At 80.5% G+C, this 688-nt stretch carries 1 pseudogene; it reads left to right on the top strand.

Features of this window, described 5'->3' with window-relative positions:
• Positions 1 to 236: 236 nt before the first annotated feature.
• A pseudogene (locus CCN44_RS35830) lies at positions 237 to 688 on the top strand (hypothetical protein); the annotation flags it as partial.

Below are 688 nucleotides of genomic sequence, written 5' to 3'. Positions count from 1 at the left end.
GGTCTGGTCACGGCGAGGTCGCCGGCGGCGGGTCCGGTTACGGCGAGGCCGCTGATGGCAGGTCCGCTGGTGGCGGGTCTGGTCACGGCGAGGTCGCCGGCGGGGGGTCCGGTTACGGCCGTACCGATGGCGGCGGGGCCAGTGGCGGCCGTACCGATGGCGGGTCCGGTGGCGGTGCCGGCGACGGGGGCACCGTCGCGTCGGCGTCGGGCGGTCCGGTGCCGGAGGCCGCGCCGGTGGCCGCCGTGCCCGGGGACGGCATGTCCGCGCCCGGTGCCGACCGGGACGGCGCGACCGTGCCCGGAGCCGCCGGGGCGCCCGACGTGCCCTGGGAAGTCGCCGCGCACCGGGCTCGGCTGCTGTTGCGCGGGCGGATCCTGCTCGACCTGCGGCACCCCGGTGCCGCCGTACCCGAACTGCGGGAAGCCTGCGCGGTGCTGGTGCGGGAGCACGCGCCCGACGCCGTACGGGGGCCCGCGCTGCTCGATCTCGCGCGGGCGCTGCGCGGGGCCGGAGCCGAGGACGCCGAGACCCGGCAGGCGCTCGGCGAGGCCCTGCGCGCCGCCGGGGACGACCCGGCCCTGCTGCTGCCGTGCCTGGCCGCGCTGGCCGCGTTCCACGACGCCGCCGGAGAGCCCGGGGAGGCCGACGCGGCGTACGAGCGGGCCGCGCTGCTCGCCCCCGCCGA

It is taken from the genome of Streptomyces tricolor (genome assembly GCF_002155905.1).
GTDB lineage: Bacteria > Actinomycetota > Actinomycetes > Streptomycetales > Streptomycetaceae > Streptomyces > Streptomyces tricolor.
Note: the sequence above shows the minus strand (reverse complement) of the source record. Positions and strands in the feature narration are given on the sequence as shown.